We start from the raw sequence: 4061 nt of genomic DNA, 5'->3' as shown, positions 1-4061 counted from the left end.
GCGCGGCGCGCGAGTTCCGCCGAGAGCTGCAGGCCCAGGCCGTCCACGCGGTCGCGCCAGCGTCCGACGGGAACCTCCGCGAGGGCGCGAGCTTCCGGGGCGTCGGGGTCGAGGGCCCTCGGGTCGAGCTTCTCGTAGGGCGGCGGGGGCGTGTACGTGCCGCCCGTGCGGACGTTGCGGAAGCGGTTGCGGCTGCTCGTCACCTCGCGCGCCGCCGCCACGATGGAGCCCTCCCACCCCTCGCCCGGGGTGAGGAGCAGCAGGTTCGCGTTGCGGCCCGTCAGCTCGAACAGCAGCCGGGCGGGCGGCACGTCCACGAAGCCGCGCTCGCCCGTGAAGGTCAGCAGGGCCACCCGGTCGAGCTTGAGCTGCTCGGCCAGGACGAGCTCGCCACGCGCGCGCGCCGCGAGGGTCCGCTGGAAGGGACTGCGCGGCTCCCCCGCGAGGCGCTCGCGCGTGAGGTAGATCGCCGGGGTGGGCGGGCGGTAGCTCAGGACGAGGTTGAGGGTGCCGTCGAGGAGCACGGCGGCGGTCGTCTCGTCCGGGAAGACCCAGCCGAGCGTACGCGCGGGCAGGTGCGTCCGGAGGTCGTCGAGGGCGCGGGCGAGCAGCAGGCCCTCCATTCAGACGCCTCCCGCGGGAAGCGTGACGGCATGGCAGAGGGCGGCAGGTGAGGACATGCCGCCCATCTTAGAGCCTGAACTACACGCGGACGAACTCGTCCACGCCGAGGACGAACATCACCGCGCCGCCCACGGGCACCTCCACGGGTTCGTTCACGAGCGTCTCGGCCTGCTCCCCGACGGGCATGCCGGGCGTCACGAGCCGCGTGCGCGAACGGCAGGCCTGCGCGACGATGCGTTTGAGCTCGCCGAGGCGTTCGTCGCCCACGCCGATCATGAGGGTCGTGTTGCCCTCGCGGAGGAAGCCGCCGGTGGAGGCGAGCTTCGTGACCTCGAACGCGTTCTCGCTCAGCGCGCGGATGAGGCCCGCCGCGTCCGCGTCCTGAATGACCGCCAGCACAAGTTTCATGAGCGGAGTCTACCAGAACGTCAAAAAGCCCCGCCGTGAGGCGGGGCCGGGAGGGAGCCGAGGTTCAGGGGTTGATCTTGACGTTCACGACACCGCCGGAGTAGTGCTTCACGACCCCGGTCACCATGTCCTCCACGAGGAAGGAGATCTGGTAGACGCCGGCCTCGCTGAAGGTCAGCGCGGAGGCCAGCCTCGCGCCGGCGGGCAGGTACCTCACGCTCATCTCCGTGGGGCTGGAGACGCCGAACTGCTCGGTGGTCTTCTTGTACACGGCCGTGAGGACACGCACGGGGTTGGTGCTGGGCGTGGTGACCGGGACGCAGGTGTCCGTGTCGACGGGTTCGCCCTCGGGCGGGGTGTCGCAGACGGCGGGGTCGCCGATGTACCAGACGGCCGCCTTGGGGTTCGGCTCCTTGGAGACCGGGTTCGGGTAGACGAGGGTCCGCATGGTCGTCAGGCCGCCGACCAGGGCGTCGTTGGCCGCGCGGGACACGCGGACGGGCACCTCCTGGATGGTGGTGTTGTTGCTGCCGTCCGTGACGGTGGCCCGCAGGGTGTAGTTGCCGTCCTTCACGAAGGGCTGCGCGTCGATGGCCTGGCCGATGTGGACGAAGAGCGGAATCACGCCCTTGGCGTCCACCGGGTAGTTGTACGCGTAGCTGCCGGAGTCCCCGCAGGTGCTGGCGACGTCCTTGCACACGAACTGCAGCTGCAGCTGCTTCACGCCGTCGTCGTCGCTCGCCTGCACGAAGGCCCCACTGTCGCGGTTGATGACGGGAATGCCCGTGCCGGTATCTCCGAAGAAGGTCGGGAGGTGCAGCAGCAGGGACGGCGGGCGCAGGTTGCTGTTCTGTGAGGTGAATGGGGTGGACTGGGTGATGATGCGCTCGCTCGTCTCGGCGTCGAGTTTGATCTTCGTGACGGCTTCGAGCGTGTACGCGTTGTTCGGCACGAGCTTGCCGTTCATGTCGAAGCTGGCGCTCGCGGACCAGATGCCGGAGCCGGGGCTGGTCTCGCGCAGGGTGGCGGGTGCGGTCAGCAGGACGTTGCCGCGGTAGTCGCGGACGTTGAGCGTCGTGGTGCCCGCGCCCTGCGTGCCCGTGATGGTGAAGTCCGAGTTCTGCTTCGTGAGCTGCACCTGCGCGTCCAGGGTGGTCGCCACGACCTGGTTCAGGGTGGGTTTGATGATCTGGAACGACGGGGGGACGAGGTTGCGGATCTGCACGGTCTGCGACGCGGACGTGCCGGTCGCGCCGCTCTTGGTGAGCGCCACGGCGCGCAGCGTGAGGTTGCCGTCCGGGTACTTCGTGGTGTCGATGCTGAAGTTCGCGCTGCCGCTCGCGGCGGTGAAGCTCTCGGTGTCCGTCAGGCCGCGGTTGTCGGTGACCTCCAGCACGAGCTTCTGGATCTCGTCGCCCGCCGAGAGGTTGGCGGAGACGCTCACGCTGAGGATGTTGCTGTAGGGCTGGTTCTGCGCGCTGTTGAGGATCGCGAAGGTCGGGCGGGGCGCGGCGGGCGTGCCGGGGGCGCTGGTGGCCGCGCCGACGGTGATCGGGACCGTGTTGGACGTCCAGGTGGCGTTGCTGTTGGCGACCTTGCCGCCGAAGGTCAGCTCGAAGTTCTGCGCGGCGGGGTAGGTGGAGAGCGCCTTGCCGAACAGTTCGCTGTTGCTGAACTGGTACGTGACGACGCGCTGACCGGGCGCGGTGCCGCTGTCGTTCAGGCTGCACGACGCCGCGACGTTCAGGCCGCTCGCGGCGCCGCAGGTGAAGCCGCTCGGCACCGTCTTCGAGGTGAGGGCGACCGTGACGGGCTCGGAGGTCGTCGAGCCGGGCAGACGCAGCGTCGCGGTGCTGACGTCGCCGCCGAGGCTGCCGGTCGCGCTGGTGAACGTCACGTTCGTCACGCCGGTCCCGGACGGATCGACCTTGCTGGTGTCGGTGGCGACGCTGATGCTGGCCTTGCCGCCGAAGGCGACGGGATCGATGCCGCCGCCCGAGCAGGCGGTGACGATGAGGGCGAGGGTGACCAGGGACAGTTGCTTCTTCACACGTGTTCCTCCGTTTCGAGGTCTCTGAGGTGGGGGTTGAGGATGTAGAACGCCAGACGTTTCATCCCGGCGAGAAAGTCGACGTTCTCGACGATCACGCCGCGCCATTCCTCGGCGAGCTCGCTGGCACCTGCGCGCTCGACGGTTCGTGGCTGGATGACGACGGGGGCGAAGTTGAGGATGCCCTTGACGCCCGCGGAGGCGAGGCTCTGCGCGGCGTCCTGAGCGCGTTCGGGCGGCACGGCGAGGAACCCCATGTCGACGGGCTGAGCGCGCGTGAAGTCGGCGAGCTCGCTGACGTGACGGACACGCAGCCCGCGCACCTCCTTGCCGACGGTCCCTTCGGACACGTCGAACAGGCCGACGTAGCTGAAGGCGTAGTCGCTCGCGGCGGGGTAGTTCGCGATGGCCTCACCGAGCCGTCCGATGCCGAGAATCACGACGTTCCAGGCCTGGTTGAGGCCGAGGACGCGCATCAGCTCACGCTTGAGGACGGGGACGGTGTACCCCATGCCCCGGGTGCCGAAGCGCCCGAAGTAGGCGAGGTCCTTGCGGACCTGGAAGGCGCTGACCTGCGCGCGCTCCGCGAGGTCGGTGCTGGACGTCCGCGAGATGCCCTCGTGTTCGAGGTTCTCGAGGATGCGCAGGTACGTCACGAGGCGTGAGATGGTGGCGGACGGAATGCCGGAGTTCATCAGCGCACCCGGAAGGAGTCCACGCCGAGGGCGCGCAGTCGCGCCTCGCGGTCGAGGAGGGCGTCGCCGCCGAAGGGCCCGACGAGGACGCGGACCTTGCGGCCGGGAGGGGCGTTGACGGTCGCGTCGAAGCCCTGCGCGCGAAGCTGCTCGACGAAGGCGGCGGCGCTCTCCTGTCGGTCGAAGGCGCCGACCTGCAGGTAGACGGGGACGTTCGGGACGTCGGCGGACGTGCCGCCGGCGGTGGAGGGCGTGGCGGGATCGGCCGCGGCGGGCGCCTCGCT

At 69.8% G+C, this 4061-nt stretch carries 5 protein-coding genes; all 5 read right to left on the bottom strand.

What is annotated here, in order from left to right; all coding sequences use genetic code 11:
* Positions 1-623 (bottom strand): NFACT family protein (locus DEIPI_RS30595; protein WP_045234204.1); only part of this gene is annotated, 623 nt, incomplete at its 3' end.
* Between the two features lie 79 nt (positions 624-702).
* Positions 703-1032, bottom strand: a complete 330-nt coding sequence (locus DEIPI_RS0111820; RefSeq protein ID WP_027481911.1) for a cyclic-di-AMP receptor — start codon at positions 1030-1032, stop codon at positions 703-705.
* A 64-nt stretch (positions 1033-1096) separates the two neighbouring features.
* Positions 1097-3082, bottom strand: coding sequence for a hypothetical protein (locus DEIPI_RS0111815; protein ID WP_027481910.1), 1986 nt, complete (start codon positions 3080-3082; stop codon positions 1097-1099).
* On the bottom strand, positions 3079-3777 hold the full coding sequence (locus tag DEIPI_RS0111810; RefSeq protein ID WP_027481909.1) for a redox-sensing transcriptional repressor Rex: 699 nt from the start codon (positions 3775-3777) through the stop codon (positions 3079-3081). The genes DEIPI_RS0111815 and DEIPI_RS0111810 overlap by 4 nt, the downstream gene beginning before the upstream one ends.
* The coding region (locus DEIPI_RS0111805; RefSeq protein WP_027481908.1) for an SPOR domain-containing protein at positions 3777-4061 on the bottom strand (285 nt) is incomplete at its 5' end. The genes DEIPI_RS0111805 and DEIPI_RS0111810, both read right to left, overlap by 1 nt.

It is taken from the genome of Deinococcus pimensis DSM 21231 (assembly GCF_000519345.1).
GTDB classification, from domain to species: domain Bacteria; phylum Deinococcota; class Deinococci; order Deinococcales; family Deinococcaceae; genus Deinococcus_A; species Deinococcus_A pimensis.
The sequence above is the reverse complement of the archived record's forward strand: the minus strand, read 5'-3'. Positions and strand labels throughout refer to the sequence as shown.